The following is a 24693-nucleotide window of genomic DNA, read 5'->3' as shown; positions in this document are numbered from 1 at the left end:
TTGTAAAGGCTGTCGCTATCAGCTTATTCATGATAAAGAAATGCTAGCACTTAATTATAATGTTTATATAATGCCTGTGTACCGCTATTTTCTTCGCCAGCTTTTGCCAGCCCCTCATACAGGGATTTGCTCAGGCTTAATCCAGGAGCGTCCATTCCCATTCTTTCCGCTTCATCAAGTGCAATCTTCATATCCTTGATAAAATGCTTGATATAAAAACCAGGTTCAAAATCGCCTTCAACCATCCGCGGTACAAGATTGGACAATGACCAGCTCCCGGCAGACCCCGATGATATGCTTCTTAATACCCGGTCCGGATCCAACCCCGCTTTTTTGGCATAGGAAATCGCTTCAGTCACTCCGATCATATTGGATGCAATGGCGATTTGATTGCACATTTTCGTATGCTGTCCTGAGCCAGCCGGGCCTTGATGGACAACATTGCTGCCAATGATATCAAAAATGGGCCGGACCGCTTCAAATGCCTCACTAGACCCGCCGACCATGATCGTGAGCTTTGCATCACGAGCACCGATATCTCCTCCGGAAACCGGTGCATCCAATGATTCCATGCCCCTTTTCTTGGCTTCCTCTGCTATTGTCACTGCCAAAGTTGGAGTGGAGGTCGTCATATCGATTAAATGGGTTCCTTGTTTCCCGTTCTCGATAAGCCCATTTTCCCCAAGATAGATTTCTTCCACATCACTAGGGTATCCCACCATGGAAATGATCACATTAGCTTTTTGGGCAATTTCCTTTGGTGAAGATGCCCACTTCGCACCCTGTGAGAGCAGTTCACTTGCCTTATCTTTCGTCCTTGTATAAACAATTACCTCAAATCCCGCCTTAAGTAGATGTGCGGCCATGCTTTTTCCCATAACTCCTAAACCTATGAATCCGATCACTTTGTTCGATTGCATCACTGCAGATTCCTCCCAATCATTTTGTTTCAAAAAACTTAAATGGACTTTATCATTCCTCCGTCAACTAAATAGGACTGCCCTGTCAAATATGTATTAGCACCTGAAACAAGGAAGGTAACGAACTTTGCAAATTCCTCGGGTTCCCCATAACGGCCAAGAGGGATTTTGTTAATGGATTGTTCAGTCATCTCCTCAGGAGTGACGCCTTGTTTCTCTGCATTCATTTCATCAAGGTGCTGAACGCGGTCCGTTGCGATTCTTCCTGGTCCGACTGTATTGACCAAAATCCTGTCTGGTGCTAATTCTGAAGCTAATGTCTTTGACAATCCAACGATTGCCGTCCGGAATGTATTCGATAATATCAGTCCTGGGATCGGTTCCTTAATGGATGAAGAAGCAATATTAACGATTTTGCCGCCCTGTTTTTTTAAATGTGGCAAGCTCTCACGAATCGTCCTTATGAAGCTTAGTAAATTAAGTTCGAAAGATTGTTGCCATTCTTCATCATTGAAATCTGAAAACGAACCCCCTGGAGGACCTCCGGCGTTATTAATAAGAATGTCGATACCGCCGAATTCCTCAGCAGTTTGCCCAACCAGGCTTTTAATATCTTCAGCTTTTGTTATATCCGTTACCATATAAGAAACTTTTCCAGTCCCAAGCTGCGATAATTCCCTTTGTACGGCGGCTAGCTTTTCTCCATCACGGCTGGCTAGCATGACATTTGCTCCTTCTTTAACCAATTCGGCTGCCATAGCCTTCCCCAAACCTTGACTTGAAGCTAAAATCAAGGCATTTTTCTTTCCCAAATGTAATTCCATATAATATTTAACCTCCATCTTCTTAAAAATATAATTCCATTATATCGTCATAACCGTAAAGTGAAAAATCTGAATAATCATTCTTATGATTTTTTGCAAAAAAAATAGCCGGCTGGATAACCAACCGGCTTCAAAGGGGGAAATGAGAATGTCAGCTGCCCTAATAGAGCTAAAGAACTGTGCTTGCTTTTTATTTACCCCCATTTTGGTGCAATAAACACTTTTTCTCAAATATTCAAGCAAGAATTAACAGGACAGCACCCCATCCGAAGGTTCTATGGATGGGGTGCGTTTTTCCTGATTTTAATTATTTCTTCAAAGCGTTAACAACCGCTTCTTTCACATTATCATTCGTATCCAGACCTAAAACTTCCTGAGATAGTTTTTTCATCTCTTCAAGCGAAAGTTGGCTAATTAAAGAACGTGCTTTCAGAATCGAAGTGGCACTCATTGAGAATTCATCAAGGCCCAATCCGATCAAAATCGGGATGGCCACTTCATCTCCAGCCATTTCCCCGCACATTCCGGCCCATTTCCCTTCTTTATGAGCTGCATCTATGACCATTTTAACCAAGCGTAAAATCGCTGGATTGTATGGTTGATATAAATAAGATACTCTCTCATTCATTCGGTCAGCGGCCATCGTATACTGAATCAAGTCATTAGTGCCTATGCTGAAGAAATCGACTTCCTTAGCAAATATATCAGCCATCACTGCAGTTGAAGGGATTTCAACCATGATTCCGACTTCAATCTTTTCGGCAACTTGTATACCATTATCAAGCAATTCCTGCCTGACTTCAGCCAAGACGGCTTTAGCTTCGCGGAATTCAGCCAGTGTGGCAATCATCGGGAACATGATCTTCAAATCCCCGTAAATGCTTGCACGAAGCAAGGCACGGAGCTGAGTCCGGAAAATCTCCTGCTCATTTAAGCAAAGGCGAATCGCACGGTATCCAAGGAAAGGATTCATTTCCTTTGGAAGCTCTAAATAAGGCAACTCCTTGTCTCCGCCTATATCAAGCGTTCTGACGACTACAGGCTTACCTGACATTCCTTCCAGCACCGCTTTGTATGCCTCGAACTGTTCTTCTTCACTTGGAAAGTCATTTCTGCCCATATAAAGAAATTCCGTACGATATAGCCCGATGCCTTCACCGCCATTTTGATGGACGCCCTCCAGATCTTTCGGCGTGCCAATATTGGCTGCCAATTCCACATGATGTCCATCATTCGTAACGGTTTTTTCATTAACCAGCTTCGCCCACTCAGCCTTTTGCCTAGCATAGGCTTCCTGCTCCTCTTCGTAGCGTTTCACGAGTTCAGGAGTAGGATTGATGTGAACTTCACCCTTTAACCCGTCAATTATGACCAAGTCACCATTTTCAATGGACGAGGTCACTGACTTCGCTCCAACGACTGCTGGAATTTCCAATGAACGTGCCATTATGGCTGAATGGGATGTACGTCCACCGATATCGGTCGTAAATCCTTTAACATATGCCGGATTCAACTGTGCTGTATCGGATGGAGTCAAATCCTCCGCAATGATGATCACTTCTTCAGCAATCATGCTCGGATTTGGAATATGAACACCTAAAAGATGTGACAGCACCCGTTTCGTGACGTCACGGATATCCGCTGCACGTTCCTTCATGTATTCATTATCCATTTGTTCAAACATCGTAATGAACATGCTTGCGGTTTCATTTAAGGAATACTCAGCGTTGACGTTTTCTGATTGTATTTTATCCTGAATCGGAGTGATAAGTTCCGGATCAGCCAAAACAAGCAGGTGCGCGTCAAAGATCGCGGCTTTATCGGCCCCTAGATCCTTTTCGGCTTTATCCCTGATTATTTCCAATTCATTTGTTGACTTTTGAATAGCTTCCTTAAAACGGGATATTTCAGCCCCGACATCTTCTATGCTTCTTTTTTCAATCGATAAATCTGGCTCAGTCAGTCGATAGGCTTTAGCGATGGCTATTCCGTTTGAAGCTGCTATCCCACTAATCAAAGTGGACATTATTCTGCTAATCCTTCTCTGTTCAACGTTTCAGCAAGTGTGTTTAGTGCATCATTTTCATCGCTTCCTTCAGCAGAAATCGTAATTTCCGCCCCTTTGCCGATACCTAGGGACATTACACCCATAATGGACTTAAGGTTCACTTTTTTCTCTTTATATGCAAGGTTTATTTCTGAATCAAATTTTCCTGCAGCTTGTACAAGCAATGTAGCCGGACGAGCGTGAATTCCTGTTTCTGCAGTTACTGTAAATGTTTTTTCTACCATATAAATCAATCTCCTTTAAGATAAATTAACAAAAATAGGTTATGTAAGGGGTTTTCTCCATCCAATCAGGAAGAAATGAAAAAAGAAATGCCCTTTTCCTTATCAGGATAGCATTATCATTCCCAACAAACAAACCAAAACTATTGGTACCTACAAAATAGTACAAAAATATAGATGGAACTGCAACTATTACTTTTCAGATTCTTCAATGATTAAATGGACAGCTGTGCATTTTTGGTAAAAAAAGCCCTGAAACTCAGCATAATGAAAAGGACCACCGTTAATGAAACACTTCCGAGAATCCCGATTAGTATCGCAATCTGGTACTCAATAGCTATGAGCGGGCTTATCCCCGACAGGATTTGCCCTGTCATCATTCCTGGAAGGAAGATAATCCCCATCCCGAGCATATTGTTCAAAGTCGGGAGCACAGCCGAGTCGAATGCAGCATCCACATATTTCTTAACAGCCCTCGCTGGAGTCGCTCCAAGCATCAACATCGCCTCTACCTTTTCACGATTACTGCTAATCCCATCATGGAGGTTTTTAAGCGCCAATGTCACTCCTGTCATGGCATTCCCCACGATCATCCCTGCAATTGGAATGAAATACCTCGGCTCGTACCATGGCGTGAAATGGATCACGACCACATTAAAATAAAACAAGGCAGCCATGGGACCTGACAACATACTTATGATAACCATCCTTTTGATTTTCTTATTGAGTGTATGGGACACTTGCTTAAAAATATTATGGATGGAAAACATGGCCATCGCACATAAAAACCCTAAAGAAAGTAAAGGGTGGGGATTTTCAAAGATATATGTCAAAACATATCCTGCGAGAATGAGTTGGACAGTCATCCGCACCGTAGCGAGCATGATTTGCTTTTCCCGTGAAATCCCGCGCCATTTCACGATTATGAGCAGAATCACTACAAACACGTAGGCTGCACAAAGACGCCAGAACTCAATATCTATTATCCCATTCGCCTCCATTAATAGTCACCCTCCTTCGCCTTTTTCAGAACGATCCTTTTTTCAGCACAAATGTCCGCCAGCTGTTTTGAATGGGTTATAATGATGACCGTTCCTTTTTCCCGCTTTACTTCTTCTAAAAATCGGCTCATGACCGTCAGCTCGGCTTCCTCATCAAGAGCTGAAGTCGGCTCATCCAGTAAATACACCTCGGGGTTCAATAAAAGTAACCTTGCCAGTGCCAGCCTCTGTTTCTCCCCGCCAGAAAGATTCTCCGCACTCTCGTCTAAAGACTTCTGCAACTGGACGGTTTCGAGTGCTTTAACCAATTCTGCCTTATCTTTTTTTTCCCGTTCTGTCAATTCCAGGCCAACCTGAAGATTTTCTTCAATCGTACCCGGTAAAGTGAACGGTGCCTGAGAAAGCATTGTGACTTTACGCCGGAGCTCTATCGGGTTGAATTTATCCAGCAACTGATCTTGAAAATAAATCGACCCGCTGTCCGGGTCATCCATCCTGTTCAATAATCGTAGTAGTGAGGTTTTTCCTGCACCGCTTTCCCCAGTCAAACAAGTGACCATGCCCGCCGGTATTTTCAAATCATCAATTTTCAAAATCCCTTTATACTCAATATTTTCTAGCCTGAATATCATTTTGCCGCCTGCCTCCCTTACTCCACCATAACATTATAAGAAACTATCATGATATGGGGTAGCGATGCATGTAAAGATTTTCATTTTCTTTCGGATTTTTATAGGTTAGTATTAGTCCTGCTGAATATATCCATGACGTACGTGGAAAACACCTTAATAAATGGAGGGACTTATCATGAACGGAAAATCCTTTTTACATTCTTACCTGAATGTTTTTCTCCTTACTGCACTTTGCCTGATCACGTTATCTGGCTGCCAGGCAGCATCCGATAACCTGATCAATCAATCCAAACAGGAAGATTCACTTTCCAACGAAGACATCCGATCCAATTCGGATTCTTCAAATGAAGAAAAAGGCAAGACATTCACAGCCGAGATCATCAAAGTTATTGACGGAGATACAGTAAAAATCAATATGGCTAATGGAAATGAAGAAACGGTCAGGCTCCTTTTGATAGATACTCCAGAAACCGTGCACCCATCCAAGCCCGTTCAGCCTTTTGGACCTGAAGCAAGCAAGTTCGCCAAGGAACTTATGCCTGCGGGCTCTAAAGTGGAAGTAGAAACCGGCATAGGTGAAAGAGATAAATATGGCCGGCTGCTGGCCTATTTTTATGTTGATGGTAAAATGGTGAATAAACTCCTGCTGGAAAAAGGACTGGCAAGGGTAGCCTATGTTTATGCACCGAACACGAAATACCTTGATGAATTGGAAAATATTCAAAAACAAGCGCAACAAGACGAAATCGGTATTTGGTCAATTGAAAACTATGCAACTTCAAAAGGGTTTGATGATTCGAAGTCAAAAGAAGCATTTGTGGAAAAGCCCACTGGGTCTTGCAATAACCCGCAAATTAAAGGGAATATAAATTCCAAAGGCAATAAAATTTATCACATTCCTTCGGGCCAATATTACGAAATAACTAAACCAGAAGAAATGTTTTGTACTGAACAAGACGCACAGGATGCTGGATTCCGAAAATCGCAAAGTTAACAAATACAATGGTTTAATAATATACCCTGTTCTGAAATCACAATAACCGGTAAATGATGTTTGGAAAATTCATCTGGAATAAGAAAAACACATCTTTATATGTCAGACTGCAGACAAATTTAAAGAAGATCAGTTTGCCTGCAGTTTTTTATTTAGGCTCTTTTCGTAAAGATTGTTGTTTTTAAAACGAAACTATTTAAGGTTGATTGGAGCGGAAGTGTGAGACTCCTGCGGGAGCAGCGGGACAGGTGAGACCCCACAGGCGTTTACGCCGAGGAGGCTCACCGCCCGCCCCGCGGAAAGCGAGCATCTGGAGGGGAAATCAACCACACCGCACTACTTGGTAAATAGCAACAAAGTATGTGAAAACAGCCTTTATTTAAAAAGATCCAGTTGATTTCAGAATTCCACTCCCTTTCCGCCGACGGCTGTCTGCCAAGCCACATCAGAGCAAACGCCTGCGGGGTCTCGGCCAGCCTGTTATTCGGCAGGAGTGTCGCATATTTCTTTAATCCTATAAAATTACACTAAAAAACACGAAGGGTGATTTGTCTTGTTTTATAATCAAGGTTCTTAAATGAGACCATTCCAAACTCGCTTGTCGAAAAACTAAACATCATGCTTCGGCACATCCAATATTAGGATGTGTTTTTTCATTTGGTCACCCCCTCACTCAATATTACCTTAATCATCCTTTTCTCCTTCAATATAGTTCACTATAGCACCCTTAAAACCCACTTTTTTCCACCTCCATTTTTCGGTTATGCCATTTGGCTAAATCCAATCGATTTATTTATGGTAGAAGCACCCGGGAATACAGGAAAGTGCACTTTCTAAAGGTGACTTGCTTTATGAAAGATTTCTCAACGCTAACGGAAGAATTCACCCCGATGATCCATCATATTATCCGCTCACTTTCCATTTATAAAAATAAGGAAGAATATTTTCAAGTAGGCTTGATTGCTTTATGGGAGTCATTAGGGAAATTCAATGAGGAATACGGACAATTCTCCAACTATGCCTATACGGTAATCAAAGGCAAAATTCTGAACGAATTAAAGCATCAACATAAATATGAAATCCGTACCGAACCCTTTGATTCCTTCATATTAGAGATAAAAGATCCTTTTTCAATGCATGAAGAGGCCTTTGCCATCGATAATATATTTACCTACACGGAAGGATTGACACTGAATCAGCAACGCTGGCTTATACAGACATACCTTGAAAACAAAACGGTTACTGAAATCGCTGAGATATATCAAGTTACTGCTGCAGCCGTCAAATCATGGAGAAAGTCCGCATTAAATAAATTAAGGAAACAATTGATTTTTCAATTATAAATAATTGGGGGTGGCTCAATCATGAGCCACCCCCAATGATACATCCTTCAACTTCTCGCTTCATCTAAATACGTATAAATTATCACACCGTTATGTTGTGCATTCCCCCGAAAATGTTTAAAGTCTTCCCTTTTAACAAGAACCTCACGAAAAGCTAAAAATTCTTCTTTTGTTATCCGGAATTCTTCCATTTCCCGATTTGCCAATTTATCGAGTACACCTTTTGCTTCTTCTGCGTTCATATATTATCCCCCTTAATTATCGAATGTTCCATCATTTTCAGACAGGAGAAATTCCGTTTTCATTTTAACATAAGCTTGCCACTTAATATAAATCAGAATTTTTTGAGCCCCACTCACTACATTATTCTTTACGAATGCTTTAAAATAGTGCAAACTGTATATTAAAATATCATAATGTAAAATGATTGGCATTTTTTGTACTTGGGAATTACATACTGGTACGCATAACTGCGTTTTCAAGATATACCAAATTATGCCATATCTTTACAACTGCTCCATTACAAGAATCGTACCTCCTTTTAAAAGTTTAGCTTACTGTACCGACATAAGAGATAACTATTTCTCTTACTAGCACTTCCCACGTCAAAATCTAAACGGCAAGATGTTCGAATAATCCAATTACTCCATTGTTACTTTTTGATCATTGGAAACAAAATGGGAAAGGATGATTACCATGAAGAAAGCGGAAGTTGGAAATATCATTGAATTTAGAGAAGGCTTAAAAGGAATCGTCGAGAAAGTGAACGAGAACTCAGTAATCGTGGACGTCACGTATATGGAAAATTATCGTGATTTGGAACTTGAACAAAAAACCGTCGTAAACCATAAAAATTATAAAATCATAGGATAATTCAATGTACTCAAACGGGATGGTTACTAGATGACCATTCCGTTTTTCACTTTTTAGCAATCGTCCCAATTGATTCCCCCGCTTTTTGTAACCATTTCCATTTCATGCCGTCTAATTCATTAAAGGGCAAAGCACCTGTATGTGATGCAGGAATATCCAGATTGAAATTTCTATCGGAAAGATGAGGGAAACACATGACTAGTTGGACACGTTATATTGGCTGTGTCACATTCGCCGCTTTTCTGCTGACTGGCTGCGGTGCGACTACAGACGAAAATGCAGATGGGCCACAGGAAGATTCAATAGAAGATGGGAACGAAGGCAATACTTCTCAAAGAGGCAATCGCAATAACCGAAGCGATAACAAAATAAGACTGATGGAGCAAAACCTGCAGTATAACATTAACGGGGAAGCAAAAGAAAAAACAGCGTTCCTAAAAAAAAGTGATAATCAACCGTTCAGCCTCTATGTTTTGCAACAATTCAAATTAAGTGCCGAAGAACCAGGAAAAGATATTGTGTTCCTGATTGAAGATGACTCCATTTATATGAGAATCGAATTGTTGAAGGCCGATGTCAGTTGGGATGAGGTGGAAAAAAATGTTCAAGCCCAGCTGAAAGGCATTTCAGAAACGATTAGGGATTTTTCACTTGATATCGAGAGCGGTACAGGATTTGAAGTGGAAAGTGGGGATGATGTCATCACTTCCATATTACTCAAGGATGAAAAAGCACCCGTCCGCTTAACTATGTTCACGAAAAATGATAGAGATTACCGGGATGCCTTTCTAGAGATGGCTAAGACGCTGATGATAGGATGATCATTGATTCCCCCTGGTACGGAGGGCTAGGGTCAGGCCCCCCGTTCTTCATCACTCCTTCCCTGCCTTGCTTTTCCAGACCAGCACTAAAAAAAGGAGGCTTATGTATCCAAAAACCGGATAAATATATCCTAGTAACCTTCCATATCCGAATTCACTAATGATTAAAGCTATTAAAAAAATCACCGCTATGATCAGCATGCCTGGCAATTTAATATAACTGCTGATTTGCCTCTGTAATCCATATATGTTTCCGATGACCGAAGTGAATATCTCCCCGTATATCACCAAAATGAACATCCAATACAACTGACTGGCCGCCGTTCTCATAATAACTGCTGAAGGAATTTCAAAACTATTCACGTCAGGAAGTGTCATAAGTGAAAAGTGCCCCGTCAATAAAATGATTGTCAGGAATATCCCTCCAAGAATTGCACCATGTTTAATGACTTTTTCATCTCGAACCTCATACGCAACCGGAACCAGCACAGCCTGTGCCAAAGCAAGGTTAAAGGCTGTATAGGCAAAGGGTGACAAAATCATTTTTACTGTGATCACTTCATCAGGAACTTTTGTAAGGGTCTTAAAGAAATCCCCATTACCCAAAGTCGAGAAAAAAAGGATCACGCTAAAACAAATCATGATTGGTACAACAAAAGAGTTTACAGTGAAAACACCGCGCATGCCCATCATCAGGACCAAGGATGCCAGTATGATCGTAGACCAACTTCCTATACTTTTAGGCACGCCAAGTTGTTCTTCAAAAACGGCTCCTGAACCCGAAATCATGACAGCCGTCACCCCTAACAGCATGATAAGGAAAAAGAAGTTGATGATTCCTGCTATTTTCCTGCCAAAAAGAAATTGATTGAACTCCTCATAAGAAGATGCTCTGATCCTTGCGGAAATGAGCATGATTTTCGTCCCAGTGAAAATGAAAATATAACCTGCTATTAAAATCCCGATAAAGCCATAAAAACCATAACGGGTAAAAAACTCGACAATCTCTTTTCCAGTTGCAAATCCTGCACCGACGACTGTGCCTACATAAACCGCTGCAATCTGAAAACTCCCTGACCACCTTGACAGCATACTCTCCCCTCCTCCCTACATTTATATGTAGGGAAGAGACATTTAAGACAAGCCGAGCAATATTACTTTCGTCGGCTGTTTTTTTCCTGGGTTGCATTCTCTCATTGTGCAGTCTGAAACTCCCTTCATCCCGAACGTATGAAAGATTTAAAAAAACGCTTGGAGTACTCCCCAAGCGTTCAAACTCTAAAATAATTAATAAAAGTTCCAGATGATTTCAGAAATACGCTTTCTTTCCGACGACTGTCTGCCAAGCTTCATCAAAGTAAGCGCCTGTGGGGTCTCGGCTACGGCAGGAGTGTGGAAAATTTCATCAATTCAATAGGTTTCTTTCAAAATAAAAACTGTTCATGAAGGATAACCAAGTCTTCTTTTATAATCTTGGTTCGGAGTTAGGCCATTCCTTTCAAGACTCCGGTTCGTATCATAAAGCCTAATATTTCATAATGCCTTATCATCTACAGTGGAGAGCCATTCGTCTATCACCTTCACAACGGACTGTACAGTACCGTCAACAAATGGGGATTTCAGATTCGCAGATTCAACGAGATCAAGGAAGGACTTGCTGCCTCCAAGTTGGCACAGATTCAAATAATCCTCCCAAGCCGATTCATCTTTTTCAGTCGACCTTTTCCAGAATTGGAAAGCACAAATTTGGGCCAATGTATAGTCGATATAATAAAAAGGTGATTGATAAATGTGGCTTTGCCGCTGCCAATACCCGCCATTCTCCAAGAATTCATTTCCTTCATAATCGCGATGCGGTAAATATTCCATCTCGATTTTACGCCAAGCCTTCTTTCTTTCAATGGGGGAGGCATCAGGATTTTCATAGACAAAATGCTGAAATTCATCAACAGCTACCCCATACGGGAGGAATATGAGGGCACCGCTTAAATGGGAAAACTTATATTTTTCCGTATCTTCCTTGAAAAATAGCTCCATCCATGGCCAAGTTAAAAATTCCATGCTCATCGAATGGATTTCACACGCTTCATATGTAGGCCAATAATACTCAGGAATGTCAAGATCACGGCTGCGATACACTTGGAATGCATGACCTGCCTCATGTGTCAAAACATCTATATCCCCGGAAGTACCGTTGAAATTAGAAAAGATGAATGGAGCTTTATAGTCTTCTATAAAAGTACAGTAGCCACCGCTTTCTTTTCCTTTCTTCGCCACAAGGTCCATCAAATCATTATCAATCATATAGTTGAAAAACTGATTCGTTTCAGGAGATAGTTCCTGGTACATCCTTTTCCCATTTTCGATGATCCACTCAGCATCGCCTTTTGGAATGGCATTACCCGTTCCGAAATGAAAATTCTCATCATAATAGTTCAAGTTCTCCACTCCAAGACGTTCCCGCTGCCGATCCTTCAGCCGAGTGACAAGCGGTACCACTTCCTCTTTCACCTGCTTGCGGAATGCTGCAACCATTTCAGCATCATAATCAGTCCTAGTCATTCGATAATACCCAAGTTCCACGAAATTCCCATAACCTAGCGCTGTCGAAATCTCATTCCTCACCTTGACAAGTTCATCGAATATACGATCCAATTCCTCCTGCTTTTCTTCAAAGAAACCGTAATATGCCTCACTTGCATTTTTCCTTAACTCACGGTCCGAGGACTCCATAAAAGGCTGAAGCTGCGCTAGTGTTAATTCTTTTCCATCAAAGTGAATTTTTGCAGAGGCAATTAATTGTGAATACTCACTTGATAATTTATTTTCTTTTTGCAGCTGTGGTATGATTTCGGGCGAAAAGGTTTTGAGTTGGGCCTCAGCCAAGTCAAATAGTTGAGTTCCCCATTTCTCCTCAAGCTCCTTACGGAATTTCGAGCGAACGAGTTCATTGTAAAATTTGGAGGTCAATTCTTCCATTTCAGGGGAAAAGTCATCTAAATAATCATTCTCCGCTTTATAAAAAACATCATTGGTATCAATGGAATGACGGATATAGACCAAATTAAACATCGTACCTACATAATTTCGAATGCCGTTTATTTCTTCCATGGCTTTTATTTGTGCATCGGCATTTGCAGCGTCAGTAAACTTTTCCAAAGCTTTCATGAACCGGGTTTTAATTTCATCCATTTCAGGACGTTTGTATTCATACTCATTAAATTTCATATGCAGGCTCCTTTTCGAATATAAAAACATTTTTTCCTCTATGACGTTATCCAATCGAGTTCGTTTCCAAGACACCTTCAGAATTATCACGGTTATCGTAATATAATTTAATTCGCCACAGCGTTATTAAAAACCTTTTTATGTCCCCAAAACAAATTCCTGTTTTATGAGACATAAAAAACCAGCACCTGTAGTCAAATCCTGGTGCTGGTTCTTTAGCTAATTTTGAGCGGAATACCCAATCTTTTTAAGCAATTCGATCACGGTGGCCTTTTCATCTTGCGTAAGTACACTCATGATATCATCGATTCTTTTTTCATGCTCTGGAAATACTCCTTCAATAAAGGCCTTTCCTTTATCCGTTATTTTTGCAAAGGTTACACGGCGATCCTCTTTACATGCTATACGCTGCAGATATTCCTTCTGTTCAAGTTTATCCACGACATAGGTAATGCTGCCGCTAGCTAGCAGGATTTTTCCGCCTATTTGCTGAAGAGGCTGATCCCCTTTATGATAAAGTAATTCCAGTACTGCAAACTCAGTGGGATTCAACCCCTCTTCAGCTATATGTTTATTTACCACATCATTAATGGATCGATGAGCTCTAGACATCACAATGAACAGTTTCAAAGACTGTTGGATGTTATTATTCTCCATAACTTCACAACCTTAAAAGTTTTTAATTAAAATATCTTGAATTAAAAGTTATTATATGACATAAAGGATTTTTTGTCAATCTGCCCTGTTAGTATGCACTATTGTTTAATCAATCATTTTGATATACTTGAAAAAAAAGCTAAAGTAGTGACAAACATGAAAACAAGGCATAAATTCACCACATATCTACTTATTGTTATTTTACCATTAATTTTTCTCTCAATCATTTATTGGATGCATTTAGAACGTTCCCTTCAAAAAGAAAGACAGGAACAAGCAGAATGGGCAGGAACGGTTTATCAGGAATACATAGATCAAGTTATAAAGGAAACGAAGGAAAACCTTGAGCTGCTTAGCCTTAGTAGTTCCGTGCTTTATATGGATGACAAAAAAACCGAACTTCTTATGAACTGGATCAAAGATACAGATTCCAGGTATGCCGGAGTATATTGGCTAAATCGCGACGGTGTTTCCATTTCAGGTACAAATAAGAATTTCCATCATTCCTATTTAATTGAACAAAATGATATTGAACGTGCAGTAAAAACTCAAAAAGCAGTTGTTGCAGGAACAAAGGAGCTATATAACGCTGATTTTAATTATTTTTCCATTTTTGCTCCCATACTGGATCATGATAAAAAAGTGCAAGGGTTTTTATTGGCACATATCAGGCTGGATCATATGGAAAAAATATTAAAAATGCTCAGCCCTGGTCATACCTTTATATTGGAAACAAAGGACAAAACCCGAATTTTAGATATAAATGCCGAGGGATTCACTGGACATTCAACATGGGTGGATGTTCCTTTGACCGAAGTCGATTGGACAATGTCCGTCAAAGTGCCCGACAAGATTAACACAAATAACATGAATGTTTTTTTAATGCTTGTCTTTTTCACCTTCTTTTTTACTCACATGATCTATATCATCGTGGAGGAACTGATCGTTCGCAGGAATGCCAAAAACCAAAAGTTACTAAACGAAAGCCAAAAAATAGATTTTGTCGGTACATTGGCTGCCAGTACTGCCCATGAAATAAAAAACCCACTTACCGGCATAAAGGGGCTAGTGCAGTTACTGGTTGAAAAACACCCTGAAGAACAAGATCAGTTCTATTACTCTGTCATCATGAAGGAAATTGAACGGATCAATAGTATTGTCAGTGAATTTTTGATTTTAGGGAAGCCAATGGTACAGACTTTATCCTTATATGATATTCGCAGTATCATTGCTGAATTGAGACCAATAATAGAATCAGAAGCACGTCACTTCAATATTGAAGTGGAATGGAATATCATAAAGGAGCCCATCCTGGTTCATTGTACAAAGGACCAACTCAAACAAGTCATTCTCAACATTGCCAAAAACGGTTTCGAGGCCATGGAAGATGGGAAAAAGTTAAGGATTCGAATTCACCATGAAAATGAATGGGCTAAAATCATGATCATCGATAATGGTCAAGGACTGAATGAAAAAGATATAGGGAAGGTGTTCGATCCCTTCTATACATCGAAAAAGGAAGGAACGGGATTAGGGCTATTCGTGTGTAAACGAATTATTGAATCATTTAACGGCACCATCGAGTTTTCAAGTAAACCTCTGAACGGTACAACCGTTACAATCAGCTTGCCGCTTATAAAAGACCACCCTTAGCAATACTTTGAAGGGTTTCGATTTTTCATGAAGACTAGTAACGATTCCGATTTATTTATAGGTGTCATGCATACGGTGCATGCTTCTTGAATCTATTTATGGAATAGGTAAAAATCTTAATCAGGAAGAAGGAAATATACAGATGGGAAGTATCGCTGCCATTAAAACAAAACCGCAAAAACAAGATATGACTCTTAAAATCATGGTGATCATAGGCATATGCCATTTAATGAATGATTCTCTTCAGGCCGTCGTACCTGCCATGTTCCCAATCCTCGAAAAATCAATGTCGCTAACGTATACACAGCTGGGAATGATTGCATTCTGCCTGAATATCGTCTCATCGCTCCTGCAACCGGCAGTTGGGTTCTATACGGATAAAAAACCATTTCCATATGCATTGCCCATCGGGTTGACCAGTACTTTAATCGGGGTCATCATTCTCGCAATTGCCCCAAACTATACCATTATCCTTGGTGCAGTCATCTTGATGGGCTTAGGGTCGGCCATATTCCATCCGGAAGGCTCCAGGGTTGCCTACATGGCAGGCGGACCAAAGAGAGGCCTGGCACAATCCATTTATCAGGTCGGCGGGAATAGCGGGCAGGCACTTGCCCCACTCATCACAGCCATCGTACTTGTTCCGTTTGGTCAAAAAGGTGCACTCTGGTTTGCCCTGGTTGCCTTAATGGCCGTTATCCTATTGCTGTATATTGCCAAGTGGTATTCCCAAAAATTAGTTCACTTCCAGCCTAAAAAGCTTGCTGCAAAAATAATCAATAAAGAGCGGTCGCATAAAGTGGCCAAAGCCCTTGTATTGATTTTATTCATAATCTTTGCCCGTTCCTGGTATGTATCTTGCATGACAAACTTTTATAGTTTTTACTTAATCGAGCAGTATTCTTTCACGATAAAGGCCGCACAATATTTCCTATTTGCCTTTTTAGCAGCTGGTGCTGTAGGTACGTTTTTCGGAGGTCCGCTTGCTGATAGATTCGGGCGTAAAAATATCATTTTCTTTTCTTTCGCTGCCAGCATGCCAATAACCGCACTTTTACCATTCGTACCTCCTACGGCAGCTTTTATCTTATTATTGATGGCGGGATTCATTATAATGAGCAGTTTTTCCGTCACTGTAATATACGCACAGGAATTAGTCCCGGGAAAAGTCGGTACGATGGCAGGCTTGACTGTAGGTTTAGCCTTTGGAATGGGTGCCATTGGATCCGTTTCACTGGGGGCCATTGCAGATATAATTGGAATCGAATCCATGATTAAGCTAGTGGGATTCCTGCCATTACTGGGAATCATCAGCATATTGCTACCGACTGACCTAACATTGAAAAAATGGTATGCAGAAGATTGATGCAAAATGGGTTTTTCCTGGAACATATTCTTTATGTCTAAATACAATGAATTATTGTTTCACCCAAAAATTCACAAAGAAGTAACGATAAGTACCTTACAAAGGAGAAATTTATGAGTGGAGTTTTATTAGGCAGCATCCTATCTGCTATGTCTACAGGGTTTGGTGCGTTACCGATCTTGTTCATTCAAGGTTCAATCACACATCGATTCAGAGACACACTTCTGGCATTTACCGCTGGAATCATGATGGCTGCTTCGTTATTGAGCCTGATCCCGGAGTCTCTGGCCACCGGAGGGTATGTTCAGCTAGTAATTGGGGTTTTTCTCGGGGTAATGACATTAACGATCATGGAACAAAACATTCCTCATATCGATCTCAGCCATACGAAAAGTGGCATTCAGTTCGATGAAAAGGCTTTGCTCATCATCACTGCCATTACACTCCATAATATTCCTGAGGGGCTTTCTGTCGGGGTCAGTTACGCCTCTGATACAGCTGATACAGGTAACTTGATCGCTTTTGCCATCGGCCTGCAAAATGCTCCGGAAGGCTTACTTGTCGCCTTGTTTTTAATTAATCAAAAAATCGGTAAACTCACAGCATTCCTGATAGCAACCTTAACCGGTACCATCGAAATAATTACGGGCTTATTGGGTTATTATTTAACCTCTTACATTGGGTTCCTGGTTCCATACGGCCTAGCTTTCGCCGCCGGGGCCATGCTTTTCATCGTTTATAAGGAACTGATCCCTGAAAGCCATGGGGATGGTAATGAACGCACATCTACCTATTCCTTCATTGTCGGCCTTTTGTTCATGGTAATATTATTGGAAGTTTTATAATTGCGGAACTTCCATGGCTGGCTCCATCAAGTGAGTCAGCCCTTACTTTTTATTTCTCAGTGTAATTCATTCAGAAGAATTAAGACTTCTAAACAATCCAATGCATGAAGGACACCTTCTGGTGGCCTCCCCTCGATTAATCAAATCCATAGGAAATTCATAAGATATATTCTTGTTTATATAAGTCTTTCTTTGAATTGTTTTCATGATAGTTTGCAAAGGTTCATTTCACCAGAAATTACGCAAAGTTGATTGTCTCTTGCGTGCTAATTTAAAAAGTCATGCATTCAGTTCCTTCTAAAAGGTAATGTCATCATTAAAGGGCTGCTGTACAATAACAACCATTTCGTCTCGCTTATTTCTCACTTCCAATGATGAATGATGTTGAAGGATCAGATATTCATTTATAAGTTTGTCAAGCTGCTCACTTTGGCGAAGGGTATACTCATGGCCAAGTCCATACATTTTGGCCAACTCCATCATTTCCCAACGCTTCATTCGAATCTCAGAACAAATTTCCGTTGCACACCTAGAATTCATAACTACATTCACTACTCCTGCCCTTTTAAAGTTACATTATAATAAAGAAGTATTACAAAATATGCCTTATATGTAAATAGATTCGCAAAAAAAGACAAAACTTCTTAAATTGCGATAAGGCTTTATCCATCAGCAGACAGGATATGACGGAAATTTCTAAGCATAAGCATCTTATATTGATTAGGAAGATTCCATATGAAGACAGCTCCGAAGATTACTTCGAAAGATCTCCCAACTTATTAATAGTTTCCGCTTATTTAATTCGGCAGCTACCCACAAAAGCAAACAAGGACCAATCTTTCAATGATTTAAAAGAAGGAAAGCCCCTGAAAGGGAAACAAAAATGTTTATCATAGTTTTAACCTCAATTTTAATCCCAGGATAATAATGATGGAACTAAAAAGGAATCCAATAAAGGATCCCCAATGAAATATCCATGCTTTCAGTTAACTTAAGAAAGATATAGAGCATTCCCTTCTAAATTACTCGAATGGCAAATAAATATGAAAGCTCGTCCCTTTTCCCACTTCGCTTTCCACTTCTATATAGCCATTGTGCTCTTCAATGATTTTATAGCTGACCATGAGCCCCAGCCCTGTTCCCCTATCCTTCGTCGTATAAAAAGGTTCACCCAATTTTTTTAGCATTTCCGTTGAAATCCCCATGCCTTTGTCTGTAATAGAAATGCAAACGTATTTCTCTGAAAATCGGCTTGTTTTAATGTGAACAGATCCGCCATCCGGCATGACTTCCAGTGCATTTTTGATGATATTAATGAACACTTGCTTTAACTGGTTCGCTTCACATAATACCTTAAATACATCTTCTTCAAAGTCTGTCTCGAACTGAATATTTTCCAACAGTGCCTGAGCGGCCATCAATTCGAGTGTCTCTCTCAATATGGTATGAACATCCTGTTTGAAAATTTTTAACGCTTGCGGCTTTGCCAGTACCAAAAATTCCGTGATTATGGTTTCGATTCGTTTAATTTCGGATGTAATCACATGAAAATATGTGGAAAACTCCCCTTTAACACCATCCTCAAGCAACTGTATAAAACCTTTTAAGGCTGTCATTGGATTCCTGATTTCGTGAGCGATTCCTGCCGCCAATTCACCAACGACATTCAGAGTATCCGATTTTCGTATTTGTTCCTGCATTTCGAGATTTTTACTCACATCACGGAAAATGCTTAAATTCAGGTTCGAATATAAATTTTTCCTCGTCAAAAATTCAATATGCTTAACTCTTCCATCTTCGAATGTTATCGGAATGATGGAAGAGTAGACCTCATGCTTATAAACATTTTCAATGTGAGCGTTCAAGTCAGGAGCATTTTCAGGAATTTTTTCGATGAATCCCTTTACAGATAAAGAAAGCAGTTTGCGCTTCGAAATCTCCAATATTTTCTGACCCGCTTCATTAATATCCGTGAACCCTTCATGATTCCATAAAATCAAGCCATCTAATGTTCCCTCAAAGATCTTCCTGAATTTCTTCTCACTATCCCTTAATTCCTTCTCAATCAGCCAGCGCTCACTGACATTTCGAAAGATCGTTACGTTATATCCGTCACCTTCATGTTTTTTGGCAGTCAATTCAAGCAATTTAATTTGGTTATTTGGCATTTTATAAATCAACTCACCCCTCACCTGGGTGTCTCTTTCAAACGTTTCCATCATCTCACTGAAATGGTGATTGTTGCTGTACACATATTTCCAGATATAACTGCCTATCAAATCCTCTCTGCTGGATTCGAATATTTTACATGCTGAATGATTGACCCGAAAAATGATTCCGTCATCATTCCAGAATATGATCGCATCCATGGACTGGTCGAATAATTCCGCAAAAATCCTTTCGCTCGTCTCTAACTTTTTTTCTATAATATTTGATTCTGTAATTCGTCGAAGCACCGACATATATAATTCATTTCCTACCGTTGAACTTATCGAGAAAGTAAAATGATGCAGTTCTTCGCCAACCTTTATCTCTACCTCTCCTTTGTAGTTCGACTCATCAAAGGCTCTTTGTACACTCACATCCCAATATCCCCTATAATCTGGGGATATGAGGTCCCTCATATTTTTACCGACAATCTCTTTTTTCGGGATGCCCAAGACATGGATAAAGGCATGGTTCACTTCCATTATTATTCCTGAACTGTCGAATAGAACGATGCTTTCTATGGCTGTATCGAAAATGTCCAAAAACATCTGCCTTGACATCCCTGTTTCCCTTGACGAAGAAACATCCAATGACACATCCCCCAAACGATAGAACTGCTGTCCTTCGGAAAGTGATCCCATTGGTATGAACTCTATTTGCTTAAGGTCTCCGGTATGTAGCTGGATAATTTGCCTTTCACTTTCATTCGAGGTTTTTAGGGTGCTTGACACTTCCTGGTTATTTAATGGGATAACATCGAGAAAATCAGTAATCTTCATGGACTCCAGCTGATCTTTCGCTGTTTCCAGCAAAGCACAAGCTGCATCATTGGCATAAGTGAGACGCAGTTCCTCATCAACCCAAATATAAGGCTCTGACATCGAATTGAAAACGTTTAAAAACCCTTCGATTTGTTTATTCAATTTTAAGATTTCCTGTTTATACTCCGTTTCATTCTTATAACCGATATTCATATTAACCCCCCTCATCAAAACCCATACTTACCAACTTTATTCGACATCCATCTTGATTTTCCTCGGTATTTTTCGAAAATCGGCGCAATCATCAAGAGCCAAAATTATCCTATATATCAAATTATAGTATATTGAATCCTGTAAAACTTAGCGTTAAGCTTAATTTAAGGTTTTTATAATAAATTTAATAAATATTGATTTAGTACAAGGTATTTAGGGAATAAGAAATAACAATGCTTTCTAGCTACCTTAAAAATTTATTAAATGGAGGCAATAATGAAACAACGTGATTTTTTCTTTGATAACGCCAAGTTCATTCTCATGGCTTTTGTCGTCTTTGGACATTTGCTGAATACGTATATACATGACAGTGAAACGATATATGCTTTATATAAAACCATTTATTCCTTTCACATGCCTGCCTTTATCCTTGTATCAGGGTTCTTTGCAAAAGGTTTTTATCAAAAAGGGTATTTAGGGAAAATTACTAAAAAACTGATTTTACCCTACATCATTTTCCAATTGATATATACCGTCTACTATTATTTCTTATATGAACGTTCTGCCATCACTGTAGACCTGCTTGACCCCCAATGGTCGCTGTGGTTCTTGATCAGTTTATTCTGTTGGAACATCATGCTGCTTGGTTTCTCAAAGATAAAGCCTTCAGTAGGCATAGGTTTATCTATTATAATCGCATTATTGGTTGGATATATTGACAATATCTCCAATTATCTCAGTCTCTCCAGGACATTCGTTTTTTTCCCGATGTTTTTGATCGGGTACCATTTAAGCAAGGAACATTTAAAAAAACTCTTCACTCCCAAAGTTCGTTTGGCTTCGCTTTGTATCATGTTAGTGATTTTTATCGGTTTTTATTTAAATACCGATATCAATTATAAATGGCTGCTCGGTTCGAAACCATATGCCGAACTTGAAGATGCGACAATCGTGTCCATGTTTAAACGTCTGGGGTTTTATGGATTGAGCATCATTTCAGTGTTCAGCTTCCTTTCATTCATCCCACGCGGACAATATTTCTTTACGAATTGGGGTAAACAAACCCTTTATGTCTATCTGCTGCATGGTTTCTTCATTCGGTTCTTCCGTGAAAGCACCATACAGGAATACTTCAGCAATACAGAGAGCTTTATCATGCTCGCCGGCCTCTCCTTCTTGATTACCGTGTTATTATCAAGTGAAATGATCGCTACCATGGCCCAGCCGATCATCGAATTGAAGGCGACCAAACCAAAGCGTTTCATGACTAAAACTAAAGAGTATATTAAACAAGCTTTTTAAAAAAAACGGATGAAGCATTTTCTGCTTTATCCGTTTTTTTCAATCAAATTTCAATCTGTAAAGATTCCCCAATACAATAACTCATTTTTCAAATGAAGCACGCTATGGTAAAATTACTCGTTAGTGCTTGTTGGCTTAAAAAGACATGTACACGAAAGGAGCCAGGCGTTTCTTTTACGCCATTTAACATGAATATAATAATCAGTACTCTTAATGCAAAATATATCCATACATCGCTATCCATCCGATATTTAAAAGCTTATGCCCAGCCGGATTATGATGTACAGCTGGCAGAATATACAATAAAAGATCCAATTATGAACATAGTTGGTGACCTTCATTCCAAAAAACCTGATGTCATTGGGTTCAGCTGCTATATTTGGAACATCGAGGAAACAATGAAAGTGGTAGCCATGCTGAAGAAGATCAACCCGGAATTGGTTATCATTCTGGGCGGACCTGAAGTCACTTATGATGTTGGGGAATGGCTTGATCAGATTCCTGGGGCTGATTTCATCGTAATTGGAGAAGGTGAAGTCACCTTCAAGGCCCTTTTATCTGAAATTGAAGGTTCGAATGACTATAAGAGGATCGGTGGCATTGCGTATCGACAGGATGGGAAGAAAATCATCCAGCCTCAGAACGGCAAGGTTGATTTGAAATCCCTCCCTACTCCATATCGTTTGGAGGAAGACCGTGGCGACCTATCTAAACGCGTCACATATATCGAAACTAGCCGAGGGTGCCCATTCAGCTGCCAATTTTGCCTTTCATCGATTGAAGTGGGTGTCAGGTATTTTGATCGTGAAAAGATCAAAGAAGATATAAGGTACCTTATGGCTAATGGTGCAAAGACCATAAAGTTCGTTGACCGAACCTTCAATATCAGCCGAAGTTACGCCATGGAAATGTTTCAATTCTTAATAGATGAACATCATCCCGGTGTGGTTTTCCAGTTCGAGATCACGGCGGACATCATGCGTCCGGAAGTTATCCAGTTCTTGAACGATAATGCCCCTGCAGGACTGTTCCGTTTTGAAATAGGGGTACAATCGACGAATGATCATACGAATGATCTAGTAATGAGAAGGCAGAATTTCGAAAAACTGACCAGGACCGTAACCATGGTAAAAGAAGGCCAGAAAATTGATCAGCATTTAGACCTTATTGCCGGTTTGCCAGAAGAAGATTATCATTCTTTCAGAAAGACTTTCAATGATGTTTTCGAGCTCAGACCCGAAGAGATGCAGCTTGGTTTCTTAAAGATGCTTCGGGGCACTGGCTTACGGATACGTGCCGATGAACACCAATATATATACAGCGAACATGCTCCATATGAAATCCTGGGGAATAATGTTTTATCCTTCGATGACATCGTCCGCATTAAACAAGTTGAAGATGTCCTTGAAAAATACTGGAACGACCATAGAATGGATCATACTACGGAATATCTTGTCAAAACGGTATTTCAATCACCGTTTGACTTCTTTCAAGATTTCGGTACCTATTGGGATGAACAAGGTTGGTCACGAATCGGACATCAGCTTGAAGACTTGTTCAGACGTTTACAGCAGTTTTTGGCTTCCCGGGAATCTGCCGAACTGAAAAACATTATCGGACTCATGAAATTGGATTATTTCATGAATCAAAAATACAAACCACGTAAACCTTGGTGGGAAGCTTCATTAGATAAAAATGGCCGGAAAGAGATATATGAATATATTCTGAATAAGCCAGAACAGCTTGGTTCCTCTTTCACAGCTTTAGCTCTTAACGAAAAGGAAATACACAAACACACTTTGCTCGAGGCACTTCCCTTTGATTTGGAAACGTATTTAGCTGAGGGAACAATCGTCGATAAACCATCGTTCATGCTTGCCTATTTTGATCCGAGTGGTAAAGGATCAACGATTTTCCCTCTCTCAAAATCCGGCAGCATCATGCTTTAAGAATAAGGACGGACCCAAGATTCGGGTCCGTCCTTATTTACTTATCACTTTCACGTTTTTTGTTTTCTTTTGCCAAAATTTCATAAATTTTAGTTGCGTTCATATCGCCGCTGAATTCGATTCCAAATTCAGTTCGTACATGTTCTCCCATCTTTTCCCCGCTGTTCCGTTTTTCTTTATCCATTACTTCTTCCTTTTCTGCCTTGCTTTGAATTGCGGTTGGCACCTTTCATTGCATTTTCCTCCATTGCGAACTCATTGGAAAATTCATTTTCAGCTTGGTTTCTTTTTGGCGTTTTACTCGCTTTGACAGCACCATCCACATTGGCTTTCCGTTTCATTTTCATCCATCCTTTTTAATATAGTTTACCTTTTAGATTGGGGTAAAAATGCCGGAAATTATTCAGGGATAATATAGGGACAGACGAGAAACATAACTGTAAAACGGAAAGGGAGACACGATATGAAAAAGAAATTGGATTCACCAATTATCGACGATACACAACCACACCAAATTAACGCACCAAGCTTTAAAGGGACCGGCATAAAACCACAGGCTCCATTCATCAATGATTATGGAGTCGTCATTGGCGACAGTAAATATGGATCTGAAAACTCACCACTCGAAAACTGGAGCGAAGATACAGATCCGGAAATCATGGCTGGAGACGAATGGATACACCCCACCAATGATATAGGCTGGAATTCAACTGAAAACCGTGAACTGTTAGAGTCTAAAAAAGCGCCGCAGCCGCCTTTCATGCATCCAGATAAAGATGTTAGCAATGATACGGATTGAGGCGTTCTTTAGGGG

At 40.1% G+C, this 24693-nt stretch carries 24 protein-coding genes; 10 read left to right on the top strand and 14 right to left on the bottom strand.

Annotation, left to right across the window (positions count from 1 at the left end):
- Nucleotides 1-50 precede the first annotated feature (50 nt).
- From ACIQ0C_RS08835 to ACIQ0C_RS08810, 6 genes are all read right to left on the bottom strand, one after another.
- Nucleotides 51-953, bottom strand: coding sequence for an NAD(P)-dependent oxidoreductase (locus ACIQ0C_RS08835; RefSeq protein WP_403059118.1), 903 nt, complete (start codon nt 951-953; stop codon nt 51-53).
- Between the two features lie 5 nt (nt 954-958).
- The gene (locus ACIQ0C_RS08830; RefSeq protein ID WP_403059116.1) at nt 959-1744 is read right to left on the bottom strand and encodes an SDR family oxidoreductase; all 786 of its coding nucleotides are present in this window, start codon (nt 1742-1744) and stop codon (nt 959-961) included.
- Between the two features lie 307 nt (nt 1745-2051).
- Nucleotides 2052-3770: a phosphoenolpyruvate--protein phosphotransferase gene (ptsP, locus tag ACIQ0C_RS08825; protein ID WP_402839195.1), complete on the bottom strand. Its 1719-nt coding sequence runs from the start codon at nt 3768-3770 to the stop codon at nt 2052-2054.
- On the bottom strand, nt 3770-4036 hold the full coding sequence (locus tag ACIQ0C_RS08820) for a phosphocarrier protein HPr (RefSeq protein WP_034314127.1): 267 nt from the start codon (nt 4034-4036) through the stop codon (nt 3770-3772). The genes ptsP and ACIQ0C_RS08820 overlap by 1 nt, the downstream gene beginning before the upstream one ends.
- A 212-nt stretch (nt 4037-4248) precedes the next feature.
- Nucleotides 4249-5034 (bottom strand): ABC transporter permease, encoded by a 786-nt coding sequence (locus ACIQ0C_RS08815; protein ID WP_403059114.1) that lies wholly within the window; start codon nt 5032-5034, stop codon nt 4249-4251.
- Nucleotides 5034-5663 (bottom strand): ABC transporter ATP-binding protein, encoded by a 630-nt coding sequence (locus ACIQ0C_RS08810; protein ID WP_403059432.1) that lies wholly within the window; start codon nt 5661-5663, stop codon nt 5034-5036. The genes ACIQ0C_RS08815 and ACIQ0C_RS08810 overlap by 1 nt, the downstream gene beginning before the upstream one ends.
- Before the next feature lie 178 nt (nt 5664-5841).
- On the opposite strand from ACIQ0C_RS08810, the gene ACIQ0C_RS08805 reads away from it, so the two are divergent.
- A complete protein-coding gene (locus ACIQ0C_RS08805) occupies nt 5842-6660 on the top strand; it encodes a thermonuclease family protein (protein ID WP_403059112.1) in 819 nt (272 codons plus the stop codon).
- Between the two features lie 851 nt (nt 6661-7511).
- Complete coding sequence (locus tag ACIQ0C_RS08800; protein WP_403059110.1) at nt 7512-8003, top strand: sigma-70 family RNA polymerase sigma factor; 492 nt, start codon at nt 7512-7514, stop codon at nt 8001-8003.
- A 47-nt stretch (nt 8004-8050) separates the two neighbouring features.
- On the opposite strand, the gene ACIQ0C_RS08795 is transcribed toward ACIQ0C_RS08800, so the two are convergent.
- Entirely contained in the window at nt 8051-8245 is a 195-nt protein-coding gene (locus tag ACIQ0C_RS08795; RefSeq protein WP_403059108.1) for a hypothetical protein, read from the bottom strand.
- A 454-nt stretch (nt 8246-8699) separates the two neighbouring features.
- Between ACIQ0C_RS08795 and ACIQ0C_RS08790 the strand changes: the two genes are divergently transcribed.
- Together ACIQ0C_RS08790 and ACIQ0C_RS08785 are read left to right on the top strand one after the other, a co-directional pair.
- Entirely contained in the window at nt 8700-8876 is a 177-nt protein-coding gene (locus tag ACIQ0C_RS08790; protein ID WP_064505160.1) for a YkvS family protein, read from the top strand.
- 194 nt (nt 8877-9070) lie between these two features.
- Nucleotides 9071-9697 (top strand): hypothetical protein, encoded by a 627-nt coding sequence (locus ACIQ0C_RS08785; RefSeq protein ID WP_403059106.1) that lies wholly within the window; start codon nt 9071-9073, stop codon nt 9695-9697.
- A gap of 51 nt (nt 9698-9748) precedes the next feature.
- Here ACIQ0C_RS08785 and ACIQ0C_RS08780 read toward each other — a convergent pair whose 3' ends face one another.
- The 3 genes from ACIQ0C_RS08780 to ACIQ0C_RS08770 all read right to left on the bottom strand — a co-directional run bounded on the left by ACIQ0C_RS08780 (nt 9749) and on the right by ACIQ0C_RS08770 (nt 13582).
- On the bottom strand, nt 9749-10789 hold the full coding sequence (locus ACIQ0C_RS08780; RefSeq protein ID WP_402839180.1) for a YkvI family membrane protein: 1041 nt from the start codon (nt 10787-10789) through the stop codon (nt 9749-9751).
- Nucleotides 10790-11230: 441 nt separating this feature from the next.
- A complete protein-coding gene (locus ACIQ0C_RS08775; RefSeq protein ID WP_403059104.1) occupies nt 11231-12925 on the bottom strand; it encodes a M3 family oligoendopeptidase in 1695 nt (564 codons plus the stop codon).
- A gap of 219 nt (nt 12926-13144) precedes the next feature.
- The gene (locus ACIQ0C_RS08770; RefSeq protein WP_034314147.1) at nt 13145-13582 is read right to left on the bottom strand and encodes a MarR family winged helix-turn-helix transcriptional regulator; all 438 of its coding nucleotides are present in this window, start codon (nt 13580-13582) and stop codon (nt 13145-13147) included.
- Nucleotides 13583-13738: 156 nt separating this feature from the next.
- Between ACIQ0C_RS08770 and ACIQ0C_RS08765 the strand changes: the two genes are divergently transcribed.
- From ACIQ0C_RS08765 to ACIQ0C_RS08755, 3 genes are all read left to right on the top strand, one after another.
- Complete coding sequence (locus tag ACIQ0C_RS08765; RefSeq protein WP_403059102.1) at nt 13739-15235, top strand: ATP-binding protein; 1497 nt, start codon at nt 13739-13741, stop codon at nt 15233-15235.
- A gap of 142 nt (nt 15236-15377) precedes the next feature.
- The gene (locus ACIQ0C_RS08760; protein ID WP_403059100.1) at nt 15378-16601 is read left to right on the top strand and encodes an MFS transporter; all 1224 of its coding nucleotides are present in this window, start codon (nt 15378-15380) and stop codon (nt 16599-16601) included.
- Nucleotides 16602-16714: 113 nt separating this feature from the next.
- Entirely contained in the window at nt 16715-17446 is a 732-nt protein-coding gene (locus ACIQ0C_RS08755; RefSeq protein WP_402839170.1) for a ZIP family metal transporter, read from the top strand.
- 297 nt (nt 17447-17743) lie between these two features.
- On the opposite strand, the gene ACIQ0C_RS08750 is transcribed toward ACIQ0C_RS08755, so the two are convergent.
- Together ACIQ0C_RS08750 and ACIQ0C_RS08745 are read right to left on the bottom strand one after the other, a co-directional pair.
- Entirely contained in the window at nt 17744-17986 is a 243-nt protein-coding gene (locus tag ACIQ0C_RS08750; RefSeq protein ID WP_402839168.1) for an aspartyl-phosphate phosphatase Spo0E family protein, read from the bottom strand.
- Nucleotides 17987-18468: 482 nt separating this feature from the next.
- The gene (locus ACIQ0C_RS08745) at nt 18469-20628 is read right to left on the bottom strand and encodes a PAS domain S-box protein (protein WP_403059098.1); all 2160 of its coding nucleotides are present in this window, start codon (nt 20626-20628) and stop codon (nt 18469-18471) included.
- 276 nt (nt 20629-20904) lie between these two features.
- On the opposite strand from ACIQ0C_RS08745, the gene ACIQ0C_RS08740 reads away from it, so the two are divergent.
- Both ACIQ0C_RS08740 and ACIQ0C_RS08735 read left to right on the top strand, forming a co-directional pair.
- Nucleotides 20905-21930, top strand: a complete 1026-nt coding sequence (locus ACIQ0C_RS08740) for an acyltransferase family protein (protein WP_403059096.1) — start codon at nt 20905-20907, stop codon at nt 21928-21930.
- 188 nt (nt 21931-22118) lie between these two features.
- Nucleotides 22119-23879 (top strand): B12-binding domain-containing radical SAM protein, encoded by a 1761-nt coding sequence (locus ACIQ0C_RS08735; RefSeq protein WP_403059429.1) that lies wholly within the window; start codon nt 22119-22121, stop codon nt 23877-23879.
- Between the two features lie 37 nt (nt 23880-23916).
- Here ACIQ0C_RS08735 and ACIQ0C_RS08730 read toward each other — a convergent pair whose 3' ends face one another.
- The gene (locus ACIQ0C_RS08730) at nt 23917-24063 is read right to left on the bottom strand and encodes a hypothetical protein (RefSeq protein ID WP_164468810.1); all 147 of its coding nucleotides are present in this window, start codon (nt 24061-24063) and stop codon (nt 23917-23919) included.
- Nucleotides 24056-24220 carry a hypothetical protein gene (locus tag ACIQ0C_RS08725; RefSeq protein WP_057278994.1) on the bottom strand — a complete coding sequence of 55 codons (165 nt, stop codon included), beginning with the start codon at nt 24218-24220 and terminating at the stop codon, nt 24056-24058. Before ACIQ0C_RS08725 ends, ACIQ0C_RS08730 begins: the two co-directional genes overlap by 8 nt.
- A gap of 122 nt (nt 24221-24342) precedes the next feature.
- Here ACIQ0C_RS08725 and ACIQ0C_RS08720 point away from each other — a divergent pair, with 122 nt between their 5' ends.
- A complete protein-coding gene (locus ACIQ0C_RS08720; protein ID WP_403059094.1) occupies nt 24343-24678 on the top strand; it encodes a DUF3905 domain-containing protein in 336 nt (111 codons plus the stop codon).
- The last annotated feature ends 15 nt before the right edge of the window (nt 24679-24693 follow it).

Origin of the sequence: Peribacillus sp. NPDC096448, from assembly GCF_044762675.1 — a bacterium.
Lineage (GTDB): Bacteria > Bacillota > Bacilli > Bacillales > DSM-1321 > Peribacillus > Peribacillus frigoritolerans_B.
The sequence above is the reverse complement of the archived record's forward strand: the minus strand, read 5'-3'. Positions and strand labels throughout refer to the sequence as shown.